At 64.0% G+C, this 23,498-nt stretch carries 22 protein-coding genes; 13 read left to right on the top strand and 9 right to left on the bottom strand.

Annotated elements, in window-relative coordinates; all coding sequences use genetic code 11:
* The first annotated feature begins 121 nt into the window (after positions 1–121).
* The 4 genes from ACNFHO_RS23370 to ACNFHO_RS23355 are packed head-to-tail and all read left to right on the top strand — an operon-like array spanning position 122 to position 4,763.
* Positions 122–2,878: a response regulator gene (locus tag ACNFHO_RS23370; RefSeq protein WP_153774383.1), complete on the top strand. Its 2,757-nt coding sequence runs from the start codon at positions 122–124 to the stop codon at positions 2,876–2,878.
* A 31-nt stretch (positions 2,879–2,909) separates the two neighbouring features.
* Positions 2,910–3,899 carry a 2-hydroxyacid dehydrogenase gene (locus ACNFHO_RS23365; protein WP_054892902.1) on the top strand — a complete coding sequence of 330 codons (990 nt, stop codon included), beginning with the start codon at positions 2,910–2,912 and terminating at the stop codon, positions 3,897–3,899.
* A gap of 25 nt (positions 3,900–3,924) precedes the next feature.
* A complete protein-coding gene (locus ACNFHO_RS23360; RefSeq protein WP_063543577.1) occupies positions 3,925–4,362 on the top strand; it encodes a hypothetical protein in 438 nt (145 codons plus the stop codon).
* On the top strand, positions 4,359–4,763 hold the full coding sequence (locus ACNFHO_RS23355) for an META domain-containing protein (RefSeq protein ID WP_151924266.1): 405 nt from the start codon (positions 4,359–4,361) through the stop codon (positions 4,761–4,763). The genes ACNFHO_RS23360 and ACNFHO_RS23355 overlap by 4 nt, the downstream gene beginning before the upstream one ends.
* A 140-nt stretch (positions 4,764–4,903) precedes the next feature.
* Here ACNFHO_RS23355 and ACNFHO_RS23350 read toward each other — a convergent pair whose 3' ends face one another.
* Complete coding sequence (locus tag ACNFHO_RS23350) at positions 4,904–5,371, bottom strand: TlpA disulfide reductase family protein (RefSeq protein WP_112897668.1); 468 nt, start codon at positions 5,369–5,371, stop codon at positions 4,904–4,906.
* 87 nt (positions 5,372–5,458) lie between these two features.
* Between ACNFHO_RS23350 and arsC the strand changes: the two genes are divergently transcribed.
* Genes arsC through ACNFHO_RS23335 form a run of 3 tightly spaced genes read left to right on the top strand, consistent with a single transcriptional unit; the run spans position 5,459 to position 6,820 of the window.
* On the top strand, positions 5,459–5,812 hold the full coding sequence (gene arsC, locus ACNFHO_RS23345) for an arsenate reductase (glutaredoxin) (RefSeq protein WP_054892906.1): 354 nt from the start codon (positions 5,459–5,461) through the stop codon (positions 5,810–5,812).
* On the top strand, positions 5,809–6,414 hold the full coding sequence (gene wrbA, locus ACNFHO_RS23340) for an NAD(P)H:quinone oxidoreductase (protein ID WP_054892907.1): 606 nt from the start codon (positions 5,809–5,811) through the stop codon (positions 6,412–6,414). Before arsC ends, wrbA begins: the two co-directional genes overlap by 4 nt.
* Entirely contained in the window at positions 6,407–6,820 is a 414-nt protein-coding gene (locus ACNFHO_RS23335; RefSeq protein WP_416767495.1) for a DUF2069 domain-containing protein, read from the top strand. Before wrbA ends, ACNFHO_RS23335 begins: the two co-directional genes overlap by 8 nt.
* Before the next feature lie 52 nt (positions 6,821–6,872).
* On the opposite strand, the gene ACNFHO_RS23330 is transcribed toward ACNFHO_RS23335, so the two are convergent.
* Together ACNFHO_RS23330 and ttcA are read right to left on the bottom strand one after the other, a co-directional pair.
* Complete coding sequence (locus tag ACNFHO_RS23330; protein WP_054892908.1) at positions 6,873–7,544, bottom strand: DNA-3-methyladenine glycosylase I; 672 nt, start codon at positions 7,542–7,544, stop codon at positions 6,873–6,875.
* A gap of 4 nt (positions 7,545–7,548) precedes the next feature.
* Entirely contained in the window at positions 7,549–8,373 is an 825-nt protein-coding gene (gene ttcA / locus ACNFHO_RS23325) for a tRNA 2-thiocytidine(32) synthetase TtcA (protein WP_054892909.1), read from the bottom strand.
* A gap of 251 nt (positions 8,374–8,624) precedes the next feature.
* Between ttcA and ACNFHO_RS23320 the strand changes: the two genes are divergently transcribed.
* Positions 8,625–9,224, top strand: coding sequence for a Yip1 family protein (locus ACNFHO_RS23320; protein WP_054892910.1), 600 nt, complete (start codon positions 8,625–8,627; stop codon positions 9,222–9,224).
* Positions 9,225–9,351: 127 nt separating this feature from the next.
* Positions 9,352–9,846, top strand: coding sequence for a SprT family zinc-dependent metalloprotease (locus tag ACNFHO_RS23315; RefSeq protein ID WP_054892911.1), 495 nt, complete (start codon positions 9,352–9,354; stop codon positions 9,844–9,846).
* Between the two features lie 96 nt (positions 9,847–9,942).
* Here the strand turns inward: ACNFHO_RS23315 and ACNFHO_RS23310 are convergent, their stop codons facing one another.
* The 4 genes from ACNFHO_RS23310 to ACNFHO_RS23295 all read right to left on the bottom strand — a co-directional run bounded on the left by ACNFHO_RS23310 (position 9,943) and on the right by ACNFHO_RS23295 (position 14,386).
* Positions 9,943–11,268, bottom strand: coding sequence for a dicarboxylate/amino acid:cation symporter (locus ACNFHO_RS23310; RefSeq protein WP_054892912.1), 1,326 nt, complete (start codon positions 11,266–11,268; stop codon positions 9,943–9,945).
* Positions 11,269–11,651: 383 nt separating this feature from the next.
* A complete protein-coding gene (locus tag ACNFHO_RS23305) occupies positions 11,652–12,998 on the bottom strand; it encodes an ATP-binding protein (protein ID WP_054892913.1) in 1,347 nt (448 codons plus the stop codon).
* Positions 12,995–13,672 (bottom strand): response regulator, encoded by a 678-nt coding sequence (locus ACNFHO_RS23300; RefSeq protein WP_054892914.1) that lies wholly within the window; start codon positions 13,670–13,672, stop codon positions 12,995–12,997. Before ACNFHO_RS23300 ends, ACNFHO_RS23305 begins: the two co-directional genes overlap by 4 nt.
* 108 nt (positions 13,673–13,780) lie before the next feature.
* On the bottom strand, positions 13,781–14,386 hold the full coding sequence (locus ACNFHO_RS23295) for an outer membrane protein (protein WP_054892915.1): 606 nt from the start codon (positions 14,384–14,386) through the stop codon (positions 13,781–13,783).
* A gap of 135 nt (positions 14,387–14,521) precedes the next feature.
* Here ACNFHO_RS23295 and ACNFHO_RS23290 point away from each other — a divergent pair, with 135 nt between their 5' ends.
* Positions 14,522–15,313 (top strand): dienelactone hydrolase family protein, encoded by a 792-nt coding sequence (locus tag ACNFHO_RS23290; protein WP_054892916.1) that lies wholly within the window; start codon positions 14,522–14,524, stop codon positions 15,311–15,313.
* An 83-nt stretch (positions 15,314–15,396) separates the two neighbouring features.
* A complete protein-coding gene (locus tag ACNFHO_RS23285; RefSeq protein ID WP_416767492.1) occupies positions 15,397–16,098 on the top strand; it encodes a 4'-phosphopantetheinyl transferase family protein in 702 nt (233 codons plus the stop codon).
* Positions 16,099–16,101: 3 nt separating this feature from the next.
* Here the strand turns inward: ACNFHO_RS23285 and ACNFHO_RS23280 are convergent, their stop codons facing one another.
* Together ACNFHO_RS23280 and ACNFHO_RS23275 are read right to left on the bottom strand one after the other, a co-directional pair.
* Entirely contained in the window at positions 16,102–17,706 is a 1,605-nt protein-coding gene (locus ACNFHO_RS23280; protein ID WP_414154962.1) for an ATP-binding protein, read from the bottom strand.
* Positions 17,703–18,404: a response regulator gene (locus ACNFHO_RS23275; RefSeq protein WP_416767490.1), complete on the bottom strand. Its 702-nt coding sequence runs from the start codon at positions 18,402–18,404 to the stop codon at positions 17,703–17,705. Before ACNFHO_RS23275 ends, ACNFHO_RS23280 begins: the two co-directional genes overlap by 4 nt.
* 704 nt (positions 18,405–19,108) lie before the next feature.
* Here ACNFHO_RS23275 and ACNFHO_RS23270 point away from each other — a divergent pair.
* Entirely contained in the window at positions 19,109–21,988 is a 2,880-nt protein-coding gene (locus ACNFHO_RS23270) for a ribonucleoside-diphosphate reductase subunit alpha (protein ID WP_054892920.1), read from the top strand.
* 236 nt (positions 21,989–22,224) lie between these two features.
* Positions 22,225–23,475 (top strand): ribonucleotide-diphosphate reductase subunit beta, encoded by a 1,251-nt coding sequence (locus ACNFHO_RS23265; protein WP_054892954.1) that lies wholly within the window; start codon positions 22,225–22,227, stop codon positions 23,473–23,475.
* Positions 23,476–23,498 lie beyond the last annotated feature (23 nt).

Raw genomic sequence — 23,498 nt, 5'->3', positions numbered from 1 at the left:
CCAGCGCCGCGCGCCATAAAAAACCCGCACAAACAAAGTGCATTACCGGTGCGTGCGGAGTAACGTTCTGCGGGATCCCGTCCACTCGCGACGGCCCGCACGCACATGACAGGAGACAGGTGTGCTCGATCGTTTGGGAATCAGAAGCCGCGTCCTGCTGCTGGCCCTACTGCCCGCCGGGCTGATGGCGCTGGTGCTGGGCATTTATTTCACCTGGTTGCAGCAGAACGAACTGCGCACCCAACTGTTGCAACGCGGCAAGATGATCGCCGAGCAACTGGCACCGCTCGCAGCCCCCGCCCTGGCCCAGGAAGCGCCAGCGCAGCTCGAGCGCATCGCCGCCGAGGCTTTGGAGCAGACCGATGTACGTGCCGTGGCTTTCCTGGCCCCGGACCGTTCGCGCTTGGCCCATGCCGGCCCCAGCATGCTCAACCAGCCGCCCAGTGGCGGCACCGGTACGCAACTGCTGCAACGTACCGGCAACGACGCCACGCGCTACCTGATGCCGGTTTTCGGCCATCACCGTGACCTGGCCACCGAAGCCGTGCCCAACGAATCCGAGCGCTTGCTTGGCTGGGTCGAGATCGAACTGTCCCACGACGGCACGCTCCTGCGCGGCTATCGCAACCTGTTCACCAGCCTGCTGCTGATCTTTGCGTGCCTGAGCCTCACGGTGCTGCTGGCATTGCGCATGAGCCGGGCGATCAACGGCCCGATCGGGCGCATCAAGCACGCGGTCACCCAGCTCAAGGAGGGCAATCTCGAAGAACGCCTGCCGCCCATGGGCAGCGTCGAGCTGGACGAGCTGGCGGCCGGCATCAACCGCATGGCCGAAACCCTGCACAACGCCCACGAAGAGCTGCAGCACAGCATCGACCAGGCCACCGAGGACGTGCGCCAGAACCTGGAGACCATCGAGATCCAGAACATCGAGCTGGACATGGCGCGCAAGGAGGCCCTGGAGGCCAGTCGGATCAAATCCGAATTCCTCGCCAACATGAGCCACGAGATCCGCACCCCGCTCAATGGCATCCTCGGCTTCACCCACCTGCTGCAAAAGAGCGAGCTCACGCCTCGCCAGCTCGACTATCTGGGCACCATCGAAAAGTCCGCCGACAACCTGCTGGGGATCATCAACGAGATTCTCGACTTCTCCAAGATCGAAGCCGGCAAGCTGGTGCTCGACAGCATCCCCTTCAACCTGCGCGACCTGATCCAGGACACCCTGACCATCCTCGCCCCGGCGGCCCACGCCAAGCAGCTGGAGCTGGTCAGCCTGGTGTACCGCGACACGCCCCTGTCGCTGGTTGGCGATCCGCTGCGGCTCAAGCAGATCCTCACCAACCTGGTGAGCAACGCCATCAAGTTCACCCGCGAAGGCACGATCGTCGTGCGCGCCATGGTCGAAGACGAGCACGAAGATACCGCGCAACTGCGCATCAGCGTGCAGGACACCGGCATCGGCCTGTCACCGGCGGACGTGCGCACCCTGTTCCAGGCCTTCAGCCAGGCCGACAACTCGCTGTCGCGCCAACCTGGCGGCACCGGCCTTGGCCTGGTGATCTCCAAGCGCCTGATCGAACAGATGGGTGGCGAGATCGGCGTCGACAGCACGCCGGGCGAAGGCTCGCAGTTCTGGATCAACCTGAGCCTGCCCAAGGCCCACGACGACGCCGAGGAAATGCCCCTGCAAGCGTTGCTGGGCCGTCGCGCAGCGATCGTCGACGGCCACGAACTGGCCCGTCAGGCCCTGGAGCACCAGCTTGAAGACTGTGGCCTGAGTGTCAGCCTGTTCTCGTCGTTCGAGCAGTTGCTGCAAGGCGTACAGGCCGCCAGCCAGGCCGGCCAACCCTTCGAATTCGCCGTGCTTGGCGCCAACCTGGGCAACCTCTCGCCCGACCAGCTCGGCCAGTACCACCAACAACTCGAACGCCTGGGCTGCCAGTGCGTGGTGCTGTGCCCGACCACCGAGCAGGCGCTGTATCACCCGTTCCTGCCCAATGCCCATGGCCAATTGCTGTCCAAGCCCACCTGCACCCGCAAGTTGCGCCGCCTGCTGCTGGAACTGGTGCAACCGACCCGCCCCAGCAGCGAACCGCGGCACACTGCCGGCTCGCGGGTGCCAAGGATCCTCTGTGTCGACGACAACCCGGCCAACCTGCTGCTGGTGCAGACCCTGCTCGAAGGCATGGGCGCCGCAGTCGTGGCAGTAGACAGCGGCTTCGCGGCAGTCCAGGCCGTGCAGGACGAACCCTTCGACCTGGTGCTGATGGATGTGCAGATGCCCGGCATGGACGGCTGCGCCTGCACCGAGCAGATCCGTCGCTGGGAAGCCAGCCAGAGTGGCCCGCCCCTGCCTATCGTCGCCCTGACAGCCCACGCCATGGCCAACGAAAAGCGCGCCCTGCTGCACAGTGGCATGGATGACTACCTGACCAAGCCGATCAGCGAGCGCCAGCTGGCCCAAGTGGTGATGAAATGGACCGGCCTGAGCCTCGGTACGCCCTCACTGGACCGCGCCACTGAACGCTTGCCCGATAGCAACGAGCTCAAGGTGCTCGACCACGAAGAGGGTTTGCGCCTGGCGGCCGGCAAAGCGGACCTGGCCGCCGACATGCTGGCGATGCTGCTGGCCTCGTTGGAAGGTGATCGCCAGGCCATCCGCAGCGCCCGCGAACAAGGCGATCGTTCGGCGATGATCGAGCGCGTTCACCGCCTCAACGGCGCTTCGCGCTATTGCGGCGTCCCACAGTTGCGGGCCGCCTGTCAGCGCAGCGAGACGCTGCTCAAGCAGGACAGCCCGCAGGCATTGCAGGCGCTGGATGACCTGGAGCGCGCCATCCACCGGCTGGCGGAGCAGGCGCACCTGCGTGCCTGATCGTCGACGACACACCGAAGGAATCTCCACCATGCGCGTCCTGTTGTTCAGCAGCCAGCACTACGACCAGGAAAGCTTCACCCAGGCCGCCGCCAGCCGCGCCCTGGAGCTGCATTTCCAATCCGCTCGCCTCACCCCGGACACCGCCCCACTGGCCCAGGGCTTCGAGGTGGTCTGCGCCTTCATCAACGATGATCTGGGCGCCGAAGTCCTGCAACGCCTGGCCAGCGGTGGTACACGGCTGATCGCCCTGCGTTCGGCGGGCTACAACCATGTCGACCTGGCGGCTGCAGCACACCTTGGGCTGACGGTGGTGCGCGTCCCAGCTTATTCGCCGCACGCCGTGGCCGAGCACGCGGTGGCACTGATCCTGGCCCTCAACCGCCGCCTGCACCGCGCCTACAACCGCACCCGCGAAGGCGATTTCACCTTGCATGGCCTGACCGGCTTCGACCTGCACGGCAAGACCGTGGGCGTGGTCGGCACCGGGCAGATCGGTGCTGCGTTCGCCCGCATCATGGCCGGCTTCGGCTGCCAGTTGCTGGCCTACGACCCCTACCCCAACCCCGAGCTGCTGGCCCTCGGTGCCCGCTATCTGGAACTGCCCGAACTGCTTGGCCAGGCACGGATCATCAGCCTGCATTGCCCGCTGACCGAGCACACCCGTCATCTGATCAACGCCGAGAGCCTCGCGCGCCTGCAGCCCGGTGCCATGCTGATCAACACCGGGCGCGGTGCGCTGGTCGATACCCCGGCGCTGATCGACGCGCTCAAGAGCGGCCAGCTCGGCTACCTGGGCCTGGATGTCTATGAAGAAGAGGCGCAACTGTTCTTCGAGGACCGCTCCGACCTGCCGCTACAGGACGACGTGCTGGCCCGGCTGCTGACCTTCCCCAACGTGATCGTCACCGCGCACCAGGCGTTTCTGACCCGCGAAGCGCTGGAAGCGATTGCCGCGACCACCCTGGACAACATCGCCCGCTGGGCAGCAGGCGATGCGCAAAACACGGTCACAGGGTAGGATACGCGGCATTTCTGGAGGACCCATGGTCGAGCACGATTTCCGCTACACCCTTTTCAACCCGCAACACACCCTGATCGAATGCCGCGCGCTGGTGCCAGGCCGCTACCAGGTAACCGGCAACGGCGGATCGATGCACAAAGGCGACGTCCTGCTGGTGACGCTCAAAGGCAGCAAGGACCTGTCCATGCGCCTGACCGTCGAGAGCGTCCGTCACCTGATCAACCCGCGCGGCCAGTGGGTTGCCGTGGCCAGCGGCCCGGTGTTCAACGAACTGGAAATCCTCACCTGGCAGGTCAAGTGCGACAGCTGCGAGGCCGTGCTCGACTTCGAATTCGCCGTCGATGCAAAGCTCGGCAAGAAGGCCCGCCAGCCCGCCGCCAATGCACGCATCGCGGAGCTGGGCTGGAGCAGCCAGGGCGAGCGTCACCTGTGCCGCAACTGCCAGGGAAGCGCCCAGTGAAACACCTGTTGACCTGCACCGCCCTGCTTGGCGGTCTGTTCGGCTGCGCCGCGCAGCCTTCCAAACTGCAGCAGGAGCAGAGCTATGTGCTGGAGTGGATCGGCGAACGCCCGCTGATCGACTACAGCCACCTGACCCTCACCCTGGCCGATGATGGCCGCGCCTATGGCAATGCGGGCTGCAACCATTGGTTCGCCAGCTATACCCTGGACGGCGATAAATTGAGCTTCGGCAAGGTCGGCAAGACCCGCAAGCTGTGTGCACCGGCATTGATGGAGCAGGAGCAGCGCTTCCTCCAGGCTCTGGAAACGGTGCAGCGCTGGGATGTGTCGGCGATCGAGCAGATCCGCTTCTGGCCGGCCGAAGGCAAGCCGCTGCGCTTCTGGCCTGAGGAAGGCTGAAGTGCATCGGGGCCGCTGCGCGGCCCATTCGCGGCGCGAGGCCGCTCCCACAAGTAACACCGCAGTATTCAGAAGTTGCGGAGCTCTTGTAGGAGCGGCCTCGTGCCGCGAATGGGCTGCGAAGCAGCCCCGACAACAGGTCAGGCGCCGCCTTTGAGCGCCTTGATCTTCGCCTGCAGCCCTTCGAGCGTCTGCTCACCGAGCAACTGCTCACGCACCTTGCCCTTGTCGTCGATGATGTAGGTCACCGGCAGTGCTTCGCTGCGAGGCAGCTCGTAACGTTCGGCCGGGTCCTGGGCCAGCACGGTGAAGTCGATGCCCAGGGCCTGCACGGCCTGCTTGAGGTCGTCGCCCTGTAGCCCGTCGAAGTTCACCCCTACCACCTTGATGCCCTGGGCAGACCATTGCTTGGCCGCCGTGTTCAGTTCGGGGATCTCGGTGCGGCAAGGTCCGCACCACTCGGCCCAGTAGTTGAGCACCAGCCAGTGCCCGTCGATCTGCTCGGCCTTCACCGTATTGCCGTGCTGGTCCACGCCGTAGTCCGCACCGCAGCCGCCGAGCAAAAGGCTCGCGGTGATGGCCAGTGCAGCTGCCAAACGCCTTGCCATGGGTCAATCCTTCTCGAAGTTTTAAGGCATGAAATGTCGATCGCTGCGGTTAGAATAGCCGCCACACCCAGCTGGATGCGACCCGTCATGACCGATTTGACCCTCTATCATAACCCGCGCTGCTCCAAATCCCGCGGTGCCCTTGAACTGCTGGAAGAACGCGGCCTGGCCCCGACCGTGGTGCGCTACCTCGAAACCCCGCCCGACGCCGCCACGCTCAAGGCGCTGCTCGGCAAGCTCGGCATCGGCGCGCGCCAGTTGTTGCGCAGCGGCGAAGACGAATACAAGGCCCTGGACCTGGCCAACCCCGCGCTCACCGATGCGCAACTGATCGACGCCATGGTCCAGCATCCGAAACTGATCGAACGCCCGATCCTCGTCGCCGGCGACAAGGCCGTGATCGGTCGGCCCCCCGAGAAAGTCCTGGAGATCCTGCCGTGAACGATCCATTCATCCTGGTCCTCTACTACAGCCGCCACGGCTCCACCAGCGAGATGGCCCGGCACATCGCCCGCGGTGTCGAGATGGCGGGCCTGGAAGCGCGCCTGCGCACGGTGCCGGCGATTTCCACCGAGTGCGAAGCCGTGGCGCCGGACATCCCCGCCAGCGGCGCGCTCTACGCCACGCTCGACGACCTGCGCCACTGCGCGGGGCTTGCCTTGGGCAGCCCGACCCGCTTCGGCAACATGGCCGCGCCGCTCAAGTACTTCCTCGACGGCACCAGCAGCCTGTGGCTGGGCGGTGAACTGGTCGGCAAGCCTGCGGCGGTGTTCACCTCCACTGCCAGCCTGCACGGCGGCCAGGAAACCACCCTGCTGTCGATGCTGCTGCCGCTGATGCACCACGGCATGCTGGTCACTGGCCTGCCCTATAGCGAATCGGCCCTGCTCGAAACCCGTGGCGGCGGCACGCCCTACGGCGCCAGCCATCATGCCGGTGCCGATGGCAAGCGGGAGCTGGACCAACACGAGATCGCCCTGTGCAGGGCGCTCGGCCAACGCCTGGCCAACACGGCCAAGGCCCTGGGTGGCGAGCGTGGCTAGAAAGCCCAAGGTCCTGCCCGCACTCGACTGGCTGGCCCCGCGCCTGCGCCTGACCCGGGCGCTGAGCCTGGCCTGCTTCTTCGGCCTGATCGCCTTGCTGGTGGTGAACAACCTGTGGCTCGCCGACCTGCATGGGGCGCGGGTCGAAGTGATCCTGGCCATCGAGCTGATTCCGCTACTGCTGTTACTGCCAGGCATGCTCAACGGCAGCGCCCGGGCGCATGCCTGGACCTGCTTTGTGGTGAACATCTATTTCATCAAGGGCGTGCTGGCAGCGTTCGACCCGGCTCGGGCGCTGTTTGGCTGGATCGAGGTGCTGGTGAGCCTGGGGTTGTTCGTCAGCGGGTTGCTGTACGTGCGCTGGAAGTTTCAGTTCGAGCGGCGGATGGCGGGGGAAGGTAGCTGAGCTTGGCGTTGAAGCCATCGCGGGGCAAGCCCGCGATGGCTTCAGCGAAGACTCAATGATTGACGGTATGCGCCAGCATCACCGACAACTGGCACAGCGGCCGGCCACTCTCTTCATGCCACTGGTTGAACGCCTGCTGCACCAGCGCCAGGTCGCGCTGACTGGTGGGCTGCTTGTCGATCACCTTCTGTGCGATCAAGGCTGCTGCCATGTCCTCGGTGGGGATGAAGGTATCCTTGCCGACCATGCGCAGGAAGCGCGGCGCCGACAGGCCACCGAGCTGGTTGCCATGCTTGGCCAGGTACTTCCACAAACCGACGATATCGGTCTCGGGCCAGTCGGCGATAAAGGCACCGAAACTGCCCTTCTCCTTCGTCACGTCGAGGATCATCTGCGCATTGCGTGGCACGCTCTTGAGCTTACCCAGGTGGCGGATGATGCGCTCGTCCTGCATCAGGCGCTCCAGATGCTCGGCGCCCATCAGTACAACCTTCTCCGGGTCGAAACCGAAGAACACCTGCTCGAACGCCGGCCACTTGGCGTCCACCAGGCTGTGCTTGAGCCCGGCGCGGAACACGCGCAGGGCCAGGGTCGACAGGTAGCGGTCGTCAGTGATGTCGCGCAACTGCGCCGGCGTGCGCGGTTGCGGCAGGAACGCTTCGAGCGCCTTGGCCGAGCCGAAGCGATTGATGCAGTACTCGTGCAGCCACTGATAGTCGCGCATGAGGTCAGATGTTCAGCACGTCGAGGAAACGCGGGGTGGCGCTCTCGTCGATCTTCAGGCTGGTGAAGTCGAACAGGTCGCGGTCGGCCAGTTGCGAAGGCGCGACGTTCTGCAGGGCGCGGAAGATGCTCTCGGTACGCCCCGGGTGCTTGCGCTCCCACTCCACCAGCATGTCCTTGACCACCTGGCGCTGCAGGTTCTCCTGCGAACCGCACAGGTTGCACGGGATGATCGGGAATTCCTTCATGTCCGAGTAAGCCTGGATATCCTTCTCGCTGCAGTAGGCCAGCGGACGGATCACCACGTTGCGGCCATCGTCGGCGCGCAGCTTGGGCGGCATGCCCTTGAGCGCGCCGTTGAAGAACATGTTGAGGAAGAAGGTCTCGACGATGTCGTCGCGGTGGTGGCCCAGCGCCATCTTGGTCGCACCGATCTCGTCGGCGAAGGTGTACAGCGTGCCACGGCGCAGGCGAGAACACAGCGAGCAGGTGGTCTTGCCTTCGGGGATCAGTTCCTTGACCACCGAGTAAGTGTCCTTCTCGACGATGTGGTACTCGACGCCGAGGGTCTTGAGGTAGGCCGGCAGCACATGCTCGGGGAAGCCTGGCTGCTTCTGGTCCATGTTCACCGCGACGATCTGGAACGAAATCGGCGCCACCTTCTGCAGGTGCAGCAGAACATCGAGCATGGTGTAGCTGTCCTTGCCGCCGGACAGGCAGACCATGACCTTGTCGCCATCCTCGATCATGTTGTAGTCGGTGATGGCTTCGCCGGCGAGACGACGCAGGCGTTTTTGCAGTTTGTTCTGGTTGACCGAGAGGGTGCCCATAGCGCTTGGATCCGCGAGGTGTGACAAAAGCCGGCTATTTTACGCACAAACCGAGCACAGGCGTAGGCCATTCCGATAAAGAATCAACAGCGCCGCCGACAGCGCGATTTGCTCTAAAAAGCCGGGTTTGTGCCAGGTTCTGCTTCCTATACTGCGACATAAGGCCATATTACCGCTTGATCGGTTGCCTGGCCTCGGCCACAGGCGCTCCGCTTGGGGGGCGTTTGGCGACGACGATAGGAGTGACCGGCATGATCCATCACGTTCTGGGGCTGTTTACCCATCCCGACCAGGAATGGCGAGAGATTCGCGGTGAAGAAGAAAGCATCAGCCACATGTACTTGACCCACACCCTGATCCTGGCAGCGATTCCGGCGGTATCCGCCTTTATCGGCACCACCCAGGTCGGCTGGGTGATCGGTGATCGACCACCGGTGATGCTGACCATGGAAAGCGCGCTGTGGATGAGCGTCATGTCCTACCTGGCGATGCTTGCCGGGGTGGCGGTGATGGGAGCCTTCATCCACTGGATGGCGCGCACCTACGATGCCAACCCCTCGATGGCACAGTGCATCGCCTTTGCAACCTACACCGCCACGCCACTGTTCCTCGGCGGCCTGGCGGCGCTCTACCCTCACCTGTGGCTGGGCATGCTGCTGGGCACAGCGGCCATCTGCTATACGGTCTACCTGCTGTATGTCGGGCTGCCGACCTTCATGAACATCCCCACCGACGAAGGCTTCCTGTTCTCCAGCTCCGTGCTGGCGGTGGGCCTGGTGGTGCTGGTGGCGATCATGGCCGCCACCGTGATCATCTGGGGGCTTGGCGTGGGGCCGGTCTACACCAATTAGAAACACCAACACTGGGGCGTCGGGCCAGAGGCCGCCGTTTTGGCGGCCTCTGGCTTCGTGCTGACCGGCGGCTCGGCAAGCGTGCAGGGCTTGCGGCATAATGGCGCGTCAGGAGAATCATCCCGCCATGCCCGAGCTACTCAAGCAACGCGTCGAAACCTGTTACCAGCAAGCCGAAACCTTCTTCAAACGCCCCTTCCCGCGCCCGGAAGTCAGCTTCAAGCTGCGCGGCCAGAAGGCCGGTGTCGCTCATCTGCACGAGAACCTGCTGCGCTTCAACCTGCAGCTGTACCGCGAGAACCAGGATGACTTCCTGCGCCAGACCGTGGCCCATGAAGTCGCCCACCTGATCGCCCATCAACTGTTCGGTGACCGCATCCAGGCCCATGGCGAGGAGTGGCAACTGATCATGCGCGGGGTCTACGAACTGCCGCCCAACCGCTGCCACAACTATGAGGTGCAGCGCCGCGTGGCAACCCGCTACATCTACCGCTGCCCCTGTGCAGACAGCGACTTTGCGTTCAGCGCCCAGCGGCACAAGCTGGTGCGCCAGGGGCGGCGCTATCTGTGCCGGCGCTGCCGGGAGATCCTGGTGTACAGCGGCGAGACACGCGTCGAATGACCCAATGCATTCGCGGGCCTGTCTGATCACCGGAAAAAACCGAGCATAAAAAAAGGCGACCCGAAGGTCGCCTTTCTCATATCGCTACAACCGCTATCAGCGAGTAGCCGGGCCTTCAGCAACGCCCAGGTCGTCGGTCGGACGGGTTTCAACCAGCGGTGCACCACCGGAAGCCAGTTCCGATTGCAGCTTGTCGGTGTCCAGCTCCTTCACCCACTTGGCCACGACCACGGTGGCAACGGCGTTGCCGATCAGGTTGGTCAGGGCGCGGGCTTCGGACATGAAGCGGTCGATACCGAGGATCAGCGCCAGGCCGGCAACCGGCAGATGGCCAACGGCGGACAGGGTGGCGGCCAGGACGATGAAGCCCGAACCGGTAACGCCAGCAGCACCCTTGGACGCAACCAGCAGCACCAGCAGCAGGGTGATCTGGTGAGTGATGTCCATGGTGGTGTCGGTGGCCTGGGCGATGAACACCGCAGCCATGGTCAGGTAGATCGAGGTGCCGTCCAGGTTGAACGAGTAGCCGGTCGGGATCACCAGGCCAACGACGGATTTCTTCGCGCCCAGGCGCTCCATCTTGGTCAGCATGCGTGGCAGGGCCGATTCCGAGGAGGAAGTACCCAGTACGATCAGCAGTTCTTCACGGATGTAGCGGATCAGCTTGAGGACGCTGAAGCCGTGGGCGCGGCAGATACCGCCAAGGACGATCAGGATGAACGCCAGGCAGGTGATGTAGAAGCAGGCCATCAGGTAGCCCAGCTGCACCAGCGATCCCACGCCGTACTGGCCGATGGTGAAGGCCATGGCACCGAAGGCACCGACCGGCGCCAGCTTCATGATCATGTTGATGATGTTGAACATGACATGGGCGAAGCGGTCGATCAGCTCGAGCACTGGCTTGCCGTAGCTGCCCAGGCGGTGCAGGGCGAAGCCGAACAGTACCGAGAACATCAGCACCTGGAGGATGTCGCCGTTGGCGAAGGCGCCGACCACGGTGTTAGGGATGACGTTGAGCAGGAAGCCGACGGTGGTCTGCTGTGCACCGGCGGCGGCGTAGGCTGCGACGCTGCTGGCGTTCAGGGTGCTGACGTCGACGTGCATGCCAGCGCCAGGCTGAACCACGTTGACGACGACCAGACCGATGATCAGGGCGATGGTGGAGACGATCTCGAAGTACAGGAGTGCATAGCCGCCGGTCTTGCCGACCGACTTCATGCTCTGCATGCCGGCGATGCCGCTGACCACAGTACAGAAGATGATCGGGGCGATGACCATCTTGATCAGTTTGACGAAGCCGTCACCCAGGGGTTTGAGGGCGACACCGGTTTCGGGGTAGTAGTGGCCGAGCAGAATGCCGATGGTGATTGCAACGATCACCTGGACATACAGGGACTTGTACAGCGGCTGACGTTTCGTCATGGCTTAATTATCCTCAAGTGTGCCGTTTCACCCTTCCCAGGGCGAGGCACCTAAAGCGCGAACCCTCCTGCACCTGGAGGGATTTGTCGTTGTGTTCGAGCTGCCTGAGCAGGCCTCTGCCAGATCTTTAGCAAGGGTGATGCCAAAATGCCCGAATCAGGTGCAAGGCCCGTGTTTTCGGGAAATTTCTGCCCAAGGACAGGGCGAATCGACAGGGATGGATTGGCGGATTTCCGCCCGGTGGCGAGATTCGTACAAGGACGATGGCGGGAATCCGCCCGATGCGGGCATACGCTTGGGGCTTCGCGGGCAAGCCCCCAGGGGTTGGATTCATCAGCTATCCAGGAGCGGGCTTGCCCGCGATGAGGCCCCCGCCCGCAAGATCACTCCAGGTTGAACACGATCCTGAATGCCGCCCCGCCCAGGGGCGAATCATCCAGCGTAAGCCGGGCATCGAAGCTGTCGATGATGTCCTTGACCACCGCAAGCCCGATCCCCTGCCCCGGATGCTGCCTGTCCAGGCGCTCGCCGCGCTGCAGAATGCGCATGCGCTGGCCGGGCGGCACACCGGGGCCGTCATCTTCGACACACAAGACCTGCTGCCCAGGCAACTGCTCCAGGCTTACCCGCACCTGCCCCAGGCACAAGCGATAGGCGTTCTCCAGCAAGTTGCCGAGCAATTCGAGCAGGGCCCCCTCCTCGATCGGCACCCACGCCTGCTCGGGAATGCTCAAGGTCACGGTGACACGCTTGTCGCGATAGACCTTGTCCAGCGTGTTGCACAGGCTTTCGAGCACCGGCGCAAGGCGCACCTTGTGCCGCACCAGGCCACTCTTGCGCAGGCTGGCACGTTGCAGCTGGTAGTCGATCTGCTGGCTCATGCGCTCGATCTGGCTTTGCAGCACCCGCGCCTGCTCGCGCTCGTCGCTGCGCTGACCCATGCTTTCGCCAACCCCCTGCAGTACCGCCAGCGGAGTCTTGAGGCTGTGCGCCAGGTCATCCAGCGAGTCGCGATAACGCTGACGTTGCTCGCGCTCGCTGTGCAGCAGGCGGTTCAACGAGCCGGTCAGGCGCAGCAGCTCGCGTGGGTGCTCACGGCTCAGCCCTTCACGGGCGCCACTTTCCACCTCGTCCAGCTCTCGGCTCAGGCGACGCAACGATCGCAGCCCCCAGGTCAGGCCGGCCCAGAGCAGCACCATCAACGCCAGCAAGGCCGCACCAAAGCCCAGGTAGAGCTTCTCGCGCAGGCCATCGAGGGTGTGCTGGTACTCGCGCACAGGTTGCAGCGCGACGATGCTGAACGCCGCACTCTTGCCGCCGAGCAGCTTGACCTCGACGTCATAGACGAAGAACTCGTCGCCGTCGTCCTGGCGGATCCGCGCGAATTCGTTGCCGCGACCGTCATAGCGGGGTTGATAGTTGATGTGCTTGTCGGCGGTGGCGCGTGAACGCCAGACCAGCCGGCCCTCGCGGTCGAAGATGTAACCAAGCAGGCCCATGTTGGGCAGGTTGTAGCGCTCGTCGGGCAGCAGCTCGGGCATCTGCAGATGCCCATGCTCGATGCGCGCCGCCGAGATCATGGTGGTGACATCCGAGGCCAGGCGCTGCTCGATCGACTCCTGCAGGGCCAGGCTGAAGGCCTTCTGCAGCGCCGGCAGCAGCGCCAGCATGAACAGCAGGGCCAGCAGCGCTGCGGCCAGCATCAGGCGCAGGCGCAGCGAGCGGATCATCGGCAGCGCTCGGTGAACAGGTAGCCCAGGCCGCGCACGGTGTCGATGGGTTTGAAGCCGTTGTCGCCCTCGAGCTTGCGGCGCAGGCGGCCGACCAATACTTCGATGACGTTGGGATCGCGCTCCTCGTCGTCCGGGTAGAGCTGCTCCATCAGACGGTCCTTGGCCACCACCTGCTGGTGATGGCGCATGAGGTATTCGAGAATCCGGTATTCATAGGCGGTGAGCGCCAGCGGCTGCTCGTCCAGCGTTGCCTGCTTGCGATTGAGGTCAAGCACCAGCGGGCCTGCAGCGATAGTGGACTGGGTAAAGCCGCTGGAACGACGCAGCAACGCGTTCAGGCGCGCCTCCAGCTCTTCGAACTGGAAAGGCTTGACCACATAGTCGTCGGCACCGGCGGCCAGGCCCTCGACCTTGTCCTGCCAGTTGCCGCGGGCGGTGAGAATCAGGATGGGAAAGGTCTTGTCCTGGCTGCGCAACTGGCGGATCAGGTCCAGCCCGCTCATGCCTGGCAAGCCCAGGTCGATCACGGCGAGGTCATGGTTGTACTGCTCGGCCTGGTAAAGCGCCTCCTCGGCATCGCCCACCGCCTGCACCACATGCCCGGTCTCGCCAAGACGCGTATACAGGTGATGGCGCAGTAGCGCCTCGTCCTCGACCACCAGCAATTTCATGCCGCATCTCCTTTGTCTAAATCTCCCGAATCGCCGAGCGATCAGGGCCGGCACAGCATAACAGCGAACCGGCACGGGAAACCCCTGCCGGTTCGATGAGCCTCGACCTTAGAACTTGTAGCTGGCGGCGAGGTAGGTCTGGGCGCTGCTCTTCAGGCGCAGGGTGCCATCCTTCGGGCCACCGTGCGAAGACAGTTCGGTGGCGGCATTGCTGGTCAGGTAACGGTAGCCCAGTTCCACCGAGGTATTGTCGGTGACCTGTTGCAGAACACCGGCCTGCAGGCCGACTGCGTAGCCATAGTCGGTGTCGCGGCTATAACCGGAGGAAGTCTGGGTCAGCTTGGTGACGCCCACGCTGCCACCGCCGAACAGCTTGGTGGTGTCGGTGATCGGCAGGAACACATCGTAGCTGCCAAGCAGGTTTTCCTGACGCAGCTTGACGCCGCTGTGATCGCCGGAAACGTTGTCGTAGGTCAGGTAGTAGCGGCCTTGATCATTGATCTGGCCGACACGCAGGCCCCAGGTGCTGTCCTTGCCGATGATGCCGTCGGCGTTGAAGTTGTCGGTGTTGCGTTGCAGCAGGCCGGACTTGCGGACCTTGTCGCTGGTCTGGCCGTAGGTCAGGCTGGCGAAGGTGTCGTCGGCCTGGGCGGTGGCGGTAACGCCAGCTGCGCAAACAGCCATGGCAACCATCAGGGTGTTGAGTGCTTTCATGCTTTGTTACTCCAGTAGGTGCGCTGTTTCGGTCTGGGGGCTAGAGTAAGCAGGGCGCCCTGAACCGCTCCTGAACCCCGGCTGAACCTTGGCTGAACGAACCCGATACGGCTGCATCTTCCTGGAGAACCCCTCATGCGTTCACTGCTTGCCCTGGCCCTGATGTGCAGCGCCGCCTTCGCCCAGGCGGCGGTACAGACCCGCGAGATCCGCTACCAGGACGCCGACGGCACTGCGCTGATCGGCTACTACGCCTACGACGACGCCATCGAGGGCAAGCGCCCCGGTGTGGTCGTGGTGCATGAATGGTGGGGGCTGAACGACTACGCCAAACGCCGCGCCCGCGACCTCGCGGCGCTGGGCTACAACGCGCTGGCCATCGACATGTATGGCGACGGCAAGCACACCGAGCACCCGCAGGACGCCCAGGCGTTCATGGCGGCAGCGCTCAAGGATCCAGCAGCAGCGGCGCGACGCTTCGACGCCGGGCTGGAGCTGCTCAAGCTGCAACCCAACACCAACAAGCACCAGCTGGGCGCCGTCGGCTACTGCTTCGGCGGCAAGGTAGTGCTCGACGCTGCACGCCGGGGCGAGAAGCTCGATGGCGTAGTGAGTTTCCACGGCGCGCTGGTCACCCAGACACCGGCCAAACCGGGCGTGGTCAGGGCGAAGATCCTGGTCGAGCATGGCGAGGCCGACAGCATGGTCACGGCCGAGCAGGTCGAAGCCTTCAAGAAAGAAATGAAGGATGCCGGGGCAGACATGCAGTTCGTTGGCATTCCCGGGGCCAAGCATGGCTTTACCAACCCGGATGCGGACCGCTTGAGCCATGGCGCGCATGGCGGGCCGGACATCGGCTATGACAAGGCCGCAGATGAAAGCTCCTGGAAGGACATGCAGGCGTTCTTCAAGCAGGCGTTCAAGTAGGGGTCCAAGCCCCTACGAATTCTTTGCGCACCTGCAGGAGCGGGCTTGCCCGCGAAAGGGCCGGAACTGGCACAATACCGCCCATGGACAGACTCCCCACCTGCTGCACCCCACTCCAGCACCACTGGCCCCTGCCCCAGCCCCTCCCCGGCGCGGTGCTGGTCAGTTGCGCCTTCGATCCCAAGCGCCTGGCCGCCGACGACTTCCAGCGCGCGGGCATTGCACAGAGCCCCAGCCTGCAGCGCTCGGTAGCCAAGCGCCAGGCCGAGTACCTGGCCGGCCGGGTCTGTGCCCGCGCGGCGCTGCAACGTCTGGATGGCCGCGACTATGTTCCGGACAGCCACGAAGACCGCTCACCGATCTGGCCCGCCGGCATCCGAGGTTCGATCACCCATGGCCAGGGTTGGGCCGCTGCCGTGGTCGCCCATGAAGGCGCCTGCCAGGGCATCGGCCTGGACCAGGAAAGCCTGCTCGACGACGAGCGCGCCGAGCGCCTGGTGGGCGAGATCCTCACCGCCGACGAGTTGCAGCGCCTGGACCGTTCAAGGATTGGCCTCGGTGTGACCCTGACCTTCTCGCTCAAGGAAAGCCTGTTCAAGGCCCTCTATCCCCTGACCCTCAAGCGCTTCTACTTCGAACACGCCGAAGTGCTGGAGTGGGACGCCGCGGGCCACGCACGCCTGCGCCTGCTCACCGACCTGTCGAGCGAGTGGCACCACGGCCGCGAACTGGATGGCCAGTTCTGCCTGCAGGACGGCCACCTGCTCAGCCTGATCAGCGCCTGAGCCTCACCCCGGCGCCTGCTGTCGTGGCCAGTTCAGACTGAAGCAGGCGCCACCCAGCGCCTCGCTGCGCCCCACCTGCGCCCGTCCACCGTGCCAATAGATGATCCGCCGCACGATCGACAGGCCCAGGCCATGCCCTCCCGAGGCACGGGTACGGCTGTCATCCAGGCGCGTGAAGGGCGTGAAGATGCGGTCCCAGACGCCTTCGGGAATCCCCGGACCGTCGTCCTCGACCTCGATGCGGCAACGTTGCTGGCCGAGCTGAAAGCTCAGGCGCACCTCGGACTCGGCGTGGCGCATGGCATTGCTCACCAGGTTCTGCAGCGCCCGATGCAGGTAGCGCGGTTCGGCCTCGACCCAGGCCAACTGGTCTTCGCCCAGCTCACACGCCCCGCGAGTCACCCGCACATCCGCGCGTAGCGGCGCCAGTTCATCGATCACCCGATCCAGCAGGCTGTCCAGGTCGACGCGCTGGAACTTCAGGGCCGGCGCGCCCTGCTCCAGGCGCGCGTAGGTCAGCATCTCGTCGACCAGTCTGTCCAGGTCCTGGATATCGCTGTCCATGCCCGCCAGGTGTTTGCTCCGCGCCTGCTCGGTGCTGGCGCTTTCGATCATCTCCAGGCCGAAGCGCAGGCGCGCCACCGGCGTGCGCAATTCGTGGGACACCGCCCGCACCAGCTCACGCTGCATGCTCAGCGAACGCTGCAAATGCTCGGCCATACCATTGAACGCCGCTGCCAGACGCCCGACCGAGTCCGCATCGCCCGCCGGCACGCGGGTTTCCAGGCTGCCCTGGGCGATGCGCGAGGCCGCCATCTCCAACCCCGAGACACGGCGCTCGAGCTGGCGCACCAGCAGGTACACCACCAACCCGATCAGGCACAGGCCGAGAAAGGCGATCAGGATCAACAATTGCGGTGGATAAGGGTTGAGCTGGTACAGCGGGCCGATTTCCAGCACCCATGGCGAGCCGGACAAACCGGCGAATACGCGAATCGAGTCACCATCGCGCCCCAGCGCCATCACCGTGTCGCCTTCCTCTACCCGGCGCCGCTGATCGTCGTCCAGCCCTACCCGCTCGATCCGCTGCAGGGCGATGTCGAAGCCGAACCCCTTGCTCTGCCTGATCTGTGCCAACCGCTGCTGCTGCTCGGTCACCGGGTAGCGCACCAGTTCGTCAGCCAGCAGATAAAGCGTGGCACGGGCCAATTGCTCGCTGACCTGCTTGACCTGCGCGACCAGCACAACGTCCTCGTGCGCCACCTGGCGCAAGACCTTGGCCGCATGCGGGCCGGTCTTCTCCACCACCACCAGGCCACGCGCCAGGCGGCTGCGCTGCCCGGCATCGAGGGTCTGCATCGACAGCGGCGCCAGGTCCAGCGGCACCCCGAGCAAGCGTTCCCAGATCACCAGCGACCGCTTGCGCTCCACCTCATTCTGCATCGCCAGGTTGTCTGCCATCAGGCTGAAGGTGCCTTGCGCCAGGCCCTCGCGGTGCTGGCCTGCGCGCACCTCGTTGACCAGGTGCAGGCTCAGCACGCCCAGCACCGCGACCAGCACCAGCACCGCGAGCATGCCGCCATAGATGCGCAGGAAGATCGAATTCATGGGGTGGCATCGCCGACGAACAGGTAACCCTTGCTGCGCAGGGTCTTGATCAGGCGCGGGTGGATGGGATCGTCACCGATCTTGGGGCGAATCTTGGAGATGCGCACATCGATGGAGCGATCCTGGCCGTCATAGCCCACCCCGCGCAGCGAGGTGGAGATCTGCTCGCGCGACAGCACCCGCCCGGCGTTGCTGGCCAGCAGCCAGAGCAGGTCGAACTCGGCACCGGTCAGATCGATCGGCTGCTCGCCCAGCCAGGCCTCGCGCAGGCGGTTGTCGATGCGCAGCACCCCAAAACTAAGGTCGTGCCCCTTGCCCTGCGGCGCATCGCTGCGACGCAACAGCGCATTGATGCGTGCCAGCAGCAGGCGCGGGCGCACCGGTTTGCAGATATAGTCGTCAGCCCCCAGGTCCAGCCCCTGGATCTGGTCGAGTTCATCGCTGCGCGCGGTGAGCATGAGGATGGGGTTGGGGAACTGCCCGCGCACCCGCCGGCAGATGCTCAGGCCATCCTCTCCGGGGAGCATCAGGTCGAGGATCACCAGATCAGGCTGGCTGTCGATGATGCGCCGCACCGCCCGCCCGCCATCGCCCTCCACCGCCACCTCGAAGCCATTGGCCTGCAGGTATTCGGCTGTGAGTTCGGCCAGGCGCTGGTCATCCTCGACGATCAGGATGCGGTTGTTGGGCTGGTCCATCGCCGGTCACCTCTGTTCATGATTTTTGTTGTCGGTGCGCTACGGTGGGTGCAGGCTTGCCCCACGATGGGGCTGCTGCCGCCCTTCACCAAAGGGCAACATATCCCCCGGATACTACGTCCCGCCCCAGGCACTGCCAACCACGCGAAAAATTCTGTCACAGGCCTGAAACCGGCAAAAACCTCTTGCGACAAGGCCTACAGCGAATACCCACCTTTCACACACAAAGTACTCACAAGTTATCCACAGCGGCTCGCCTTGCAAAGCCCCCAATACCGCATTATCTTGTATCCCCATTGCAGCGAACCACTACATGTTGTGGCTTCGCCCCAAATCACAAACACAAGTCCAGGCAGAAACTCAAGCGTTTTTTCAGCCGGAACTTACGGTGATTTCAGCAGCCAAACCGCTCCTGCGGAGGCGCGACCGAGGCAAGCCCGCCAGGGCCTTGTTCGGGTATGGGTGTTGCAGGCATCGCCTGGCACCCGACAGCAACAGTTTTTGGGCGTGACCCAGAATCTTTGACTTCGGCCAGGGAGCGGCAAGTGATTGCCCCTTATTCCTGAGTCTGTCCCGAAGTCGGTAAGCCCGAGCGGGCGGATGCACGTGCGCGTGGCATCCGCCGCCCGGGCCGGTCGAACTGATGGATGGAACGGTGGGCGCCCACAAGGCGCCTGAACAATATAGAAACTGTGGAGACACCCATGCAAACCGACACAACTCGCGAGAACCCGCAGGCCAAGGCGCCGCAGGCCGCTGATTCGAACCAGGATCTGGCTGCGACCGCTCCGGGCCAACTGCGTGTGATCAAGCGCAACGGCACTGTCGTCCCCTACACCGACGACAAGATCACCGTTGCCATCACCAAGGCGTTCCTTGCAGTTGAAGGTGGCACCGCCGCCGCCTCGTCGCGCATCCACGACACCGTCGCGCGCCTGACCGAGCAGGTCACTGCCACGTTCAAGCGCCGCATGCCATCGGGTGGCACTATCCACATCGAAGAAATCCAGGACCAGGTCGAACTGGCCCTGATGCGCGCCGGCGAGCAGAAAGTCGCCCGTGACTACGTGATCTACCGCGACCAGCGCGCAAAAGAGCGCGCCACCCGCGCCCACACCGACGCCGTGGTCGAGCCGCACCCAAGCATCCGCATCACCCTGGCCGACGGCAGCCTGGCGCCGCTGGACATGGCACGCCTGAACACCATCATCAGCGAAGCCTGCGAAGGCCTGGCCGAAGTCGATGGCGACCTGATCCAGCGCGACACCCTGAAGAACCTCTACGACGGCGTGGCCATCAAGGACGTCAACACCGCCCTGGTGATGACCGCCCGTACCCTGGTCGAGCGCGAGCCGAACTACTCGTTCGTCACCGCCCGCCTGCTGATGGACACCCTGCGCGCCGAAGGCCTGGGCTTCCTGGGCGTGGCCGACAGCGCCACCCACCACGAAATGGCCGAGCTGTACGCCAAGGCCCTGCCGGCCTACGTCGAGAAAGGCGTCGAGTTCGAGCTGCTCGACCCCGCACTGAAGGGCTACGACCTGGAGCGCCTGGGCAAGGCCATCAATCACGAGCGTGACCAGCAGTTCACCTACCTGGGCCTGCAGACCCTCTACGACCGCTACTTCATCCACAAGGATGGCGTGCGCTTCGAGCTGCCGCAGGTGTTCTTCATGCGCGTCGCCATGGGCCTGGCGCTGCAGGAGAAAGACCGCGAAGCCCGTGCGATCGAGTTCTACAACCTGTTGTCGTCGTTCGACTACATGGCCTCGACCCCGACCCTGTTCAACGCCGGCACCCTGCGTCCGCAGCTGTCCAGCTGCTACCTGACCACCGTTCCGGACGACCTGTCGGGCATCTACAAGGCCATCCACGACAACGCCATGCTGTCCAAATTCGCTGGCGGCCTGGGCAACGACTGGACCCCGGTACGCGCCCTGGGCTCGTACATCAAGGGCACCAACGGCAAGTCGCAAGGCGTCGTGCCGTTCCTGAAAGTGGTCAACGACACCGCCGTTGCGGTCAACCAGGGCGGCAAGCGCAAGGGCGCGGTCTGCGCCTACCTGGAAACCTGGCACCTGGACATCGAGGAATTCCTCGAGCTGCGCAAGAACACCGGTGACGACCGTCGCCGTACCCACGACATGAACACCGCCAACTGGATCCCGGATCTGTTCATGAAGCGCGTCTTCGACGACGGCAAGTGGACCCTGTTCTCGCCAAGCGAAGTTCCTGATCTGCACGACCTGACCGGCAAGGCCTTCGAAGAGCGCTACGAGTACTACGAAGCCCTGACCGAGTACAACAAGATCAAGGTGTTCAAGACCATCCAGGCCAAAGACCTGTGGCGCAAGATGCTGTCGATGCTGTTCGAGACCGGCCACCCATGGCTGACCTTCAAGGACCCGTGCAACCTGCGTTCGCCGCAGCAGCACGTGGGCGTGGTCCACAGCTCGAACCTGTGCACCGAGATCACCCTGAACACCAACGCCGATGAAATCGCCGTGTGCAACCTGGGTTCGATCAACCTGCCGAACCACATCGTCGATGGCAAGCTGGACACCGCGAAACTGGCGCGTACCGTCAAGACCGCCGTGCGCATGCTCGACAACGTGATCGACATCAACTACTACTCGGTGCCGCAGGCACAGAACTCGAACTTCAAGCACCGCCCGGTCGGCCTGGGGATCATGGGCTTCCAGGACGCGCTGTACCTGCAGCACATCCCGTACGGCTCGGACGCTGCCGTCGAGTTCGCCGACAAGTCGATGGAAGCGGTCAGCTACTACGCCATCCAGGCCTCGTGCGACCTGGCCGATGAGCGCGGCTCCTACGAGACCTTCCAGGGTTCGCTGTGGTCCAAGGGCATCCTGCCGCTGGACTCGCAACAGATCCTGATCGAGGCCCGTGGCGCCAAGTACATCGACGTCAACCTGGAAGAGTCGCTGGACTGGGCTCCGGTCCGCGAGCGCGTACAGAAAGGCATCCGCAACTCGAACATCATGGCCATCGCGCCGACCGCAACCATCGCCAACATCACCGGCGTGTCGCAGTCGATCGAGCCGACGTACCAGAACCTGTACGTCAAATCGAACCTGTCGGGCGAGTTCACCGTGATCAACCCGTACCTGGTCCGCGACCTGAAGGCCCGTGGCCTGTGGGACTCGGTCATGATCAACGACCTGAAGTACTACGACGGTTCGGTGCAGCAGATCGAGCGTATCCCGCAAGAGCTGAAGGACCTGTACGCCACCGCGTTCGAAGTCGACACCAAGTGGATCGTCGATGCCGCCTCGCGTCGCCAGAAGTGGATCGACCAGGCCCAGTCGCTGAACCTGTACATCGCCGGCGCTTCGGGCAAGAAGCTGGACGTCACCTACCGCATGGCCTGGTACCGTGGTCTGAAGACCACCTACTACCTCCGTGCCCTGGCCGCGACCAGCACCGAGAAGTCGACCATCAACACCGGCAAGCTCAACGCCGTTTCCAGCGGCGGCGACAGCGCCCCAGTCCAGGCCGCGGGCCCAGCCCCGGTACCGAAGGCCTGCGCCATCGACGAGCCGGATTGCGAAGCCTGCCAGTAAGGCTTGGCTGAGGCTTCCCCCGGGAAGCCTCAACTTTCTGTGCCACAGCACAGCACCCTGTAGGAGCGGGCTTGCCCGCGAAGAGGCCACCACCTCTCCTGCAGACAGACATAAAAAGCCGCCGCCCAGTGCAGCGGCCAGCCCTCAAAGGGCGCTTCCGATTTGCGTGCACCGCACCGCAACCAAGATCCACCGGCCATACTCCATAGATGGCCCTCAAGCAGGAGAACCTCACCATGCTGAGCTGGGACGAATTCGATAAGGAAGACGGCGAAGTCGCCGCCAAAGGCAACACCCCTGCGCAGGCCAATGCCAGCGCCACCCTCGACAAGCTCGACAGCGCCGGCGGTGCCGCCGCCCTGGAAGCCCGCGCCGCCACCGCGACCGACTCCGACGCGGTCAAGCGCGCCAAGGCTGCCCTCGACGCCCTCGACGTCGCCGAAGGCCTGGCCGAGCTCGAAGGCTCCTCGGCCCGCGTCGCGGTCGACGAGAAGCGCATGATCAACTGCCGCGCCGACCTCAACCAGCTCGTGCCTTTCAAGTACGACTGGGCCTGGCAGAAGTACCTCGACGGCTGCGCCAACCACTGGATGCCGCAAGAGGTCAACATGACCGCCGACATCGCCCTGTGGAAGAGCATGGACGGCCTGACCGAAGACGAGCGCCGCATCGTGATGCGCAACCTCGGCTTCTTCTCCACCGCCGACTCGCTGGTTGCCAACAACCTCGCCCTGGCCGTGTACCGCCTGATCACCAACCCCGAGTGCCGCCAGTACATCCTGCGCCAGGCCTTCGAAGAGGCGATCCACACCCACGCCTACCAGTACTGCATCGAGTCGCTGGGCATGGATGAAGGCGAGATCTTCAACATGTACCACGAGATCCCATCGGTCGCGAAGAAAGCCGCCTGGGGCCTGAAGTACACCCGCGCCATCTCGGATCCGGAGTTCAACACCGGTACCGTCGAAACCGACAAAGAGCTGCTGCGCAACCTGATCGCCTACTACTGCGTACTGGAAGGCATCTTCTTCTACTGCGGCTTCACCCAGATCCTGTCGATGGGACGCCGCAACAAGATGACCGGCGTTGCCGAGCAGTTCCAGTACATCCTGCGCGACGAGTCGATGCACCTGAACTTCGGTATCGACGTGATCAACCAGATCAAGATCGAGAACCCGCACCTGTGGGATGCGGCGATGAAGGAAGAAGCGACCCAGATGATCCTGCAAGGGACCCAGCTGGAGATCGAATACGCCCGCGACACCATGCCTCGCGGCGTGCTGGGGATGAACGCGGCGATGATGGAGGATTACCTCAAGTTCATCGCTAACCGTCGCCTGACCCAGATTGGTCTGAAGGAAGAGTATCCAGGGACTACCAACCCGTTCCCTTGGATGAGCGAGATCATGGACTTGAAGAAAGAGAAGAACTTCTTTGAGACGCGTGTGATCGAGTATCAGACTGGTGGTGCTCTGAGCTGGGACTAATTATCCAGATAACCCATAACACA

The sequence above is a fragment of the Pseudomonas sp. NY15374 genome (assembly GCF_048068255.1).
Taxonomy (GTDB): domain Bacteria; phylum Pseudomonadota; class Gammaproteobacteria; order Pseudomonadales; family Pseudomonadaceae; genus Aquipseudomonas; species Aquipseudomonas machongensis.
The sequence above is the reverse complement of the archived record's forward strand: the minus strand, read 5'-3'. Positions and strand labels throughout refer to the sequence as shown.

Bases quoted from the DNA above. Each gene is read 5' to 3' on its own strand.
- ACNFHO_RS23285 (WP_416767492.1), top strand. From the start codon at position 15,397: ATGGACAGACTCCCCACCTGCTGCACCCCACTCCAGCACCACTGGCCC.
- ACNFHO_RS23290 (WP_054892916.1), top strand. From the start codon at position 14,522: ATGCGTTCACTGCTTGCCCTGGCCCTGATGTGCAGCGCCGCCTTCGCC.
- ACNFHO_RS23305 (WP_054892913.1), bottom strand. From the start codon at position 12,998: ATGATCCGCTCGCTGCGCCTGCGCCTGATGCTGGCCGCAGCGCTGCTG.
- ACNFHO_RS23295 (WP_054892915.1), bottom strand. From the start codon at position 14,386: ATGAAAGCACTCAACACCCTGATGGTTGCCATGGCTGTTTGCGCAGCT.
- ACNFHO_RS23350 (WP_112897668.1), bottom strand. From the start codon at position 5,371: ATGGCAAGGCGTTTGGCAGCTGCACTGGCCATCACCGCGAGCCTTTTG.
- ACNFHO_RS23300 (WP_054892914.1), bottom strand. From the start codon at position 13,672: ATGAAATTGCTGGTGGTCGAGGACGAGGCGCTACTGCGCCATCACCTG.
- ACNFHO_RS23270 (WP_054892920.1), top strand. From the start codon at position 19,109: ATGCAAACCGACACAACTCGCGAGAACCCGCAGGCCAAGGCGCCGCAG.
- ACNFHO_RS23360 (WP_063543577.1), top strand. From the start codon at position 3,925: ATGGTCGAGCACGATTTCCGCTACACCCTTTTCAACCCGCAACACACC.
- arsC (WP_054892906.1), top strand. From the start codon at position 5,459: ATGACCGATTTGACCCTCTATCATAACCCGCGCTGCTCCAAATCCCGC.
- ACNFHO_RS23265 (WP_054892954.1), top strand. From the start codon at position 22,225: ATGCTGAGCTGGGACGAATTCGATAAGGAAGACGGCGAAGTCGCCGCC.
- ACNFHO_RS23365 (WP_054892902.1), top strand. From the start codon at position 2,910: ATGCGCGTCCTGTTGTTCAGCAGCCAGCACTACGACCAGGAAAGCTTC.
- ACNFHO_RS23320 (WP_054892910.1), top strand. From the start codon at position 8,625: ATGATCCATCACGTTCTGGGGCTGTTTACCCATCCCGACCAGGAATGG.
- ACNFHO_RS23330 (WP_054892908.1), bottom strand. From the start codon at position 7,544: ATGCGCGACTATCAGTGGCTGCACGAGTACTGCATCAATCGCTTCGGC.
- ACNFHO_RS23310 (WP_054892912.1), bottom strand. From the start codon at position 11,268: ATGACGAAACGTCAGCCGCTGTACAAGTCCCTGTATGTCCAGGTGATC.
- ACNFHO_RS23280 (WP_414154962.1), bottom strand. From the start codon at position 17,706: ATGAATTCGATCTTCCTGCGCATCTATGGCGGCATGCTCGCGGTGCTG.
- ttcA (WP_054892909.1), bottom strand. From the start codon at position 8,373: ATGGGCACCCTCTCGGTCAACCAGAACAAACTGCAAAAACGCCTGCGT.
- ACNFHO_RS23315 (WP_054892911.1), top strand. From the start codon at position 9,352: ATGCCCGAGCTACTCAAGCAACGCGTCGAAACCTGTTACCAGCAAGCC.
- ACNFHO_RS23275 (WP_416767490.1), bottom strand. From the start codon at position 18,404: ATGGACCAGCCCAACAACCGCATCCTGATCGTCGAGGATGACCAGCGC.